Source organism: Plantactinospora sp. A48 (assembly GCF_055793945.1).
The window spans coordinates 1-223 of record NZ_JBTIXF010000175.1; the positions used below are offsets into that span (position 1 = coordinate 1).

Annotated in this window: 1 pseudogene; it reads left to right on the plus strand. The window is 70.0% G+C overall.

Annotated features, from left to right (window positions below):
• Positions 1-223: pseudogene (locus tag ACXN5W_RS30490) on the plus strand (alpha-L-fucosidase); the annotation flags it as partial.

Genomic DNA, 223 nt, shown 5'->3' on the forward strand with positions numbered 1-223 from the left:
ACGTACGTCAACCTGCCCACCCGCAGCCAGGACGGCTCCGGACTGCACATCACCATGCCCTCGTCCGGTGCCCCGTTCAGCGCCCTCGCGTACGTGGTCAAGCTGACCTTCTCCGGCCAGATCCCCACCCCCGGCTCCGGACCCACCCCCACCGGATACGTCCGGATCGCCAACGCGGGCACCGGCCTGGCGCTGGACAGTGGTGGAAACGTCGCCTCCGGCT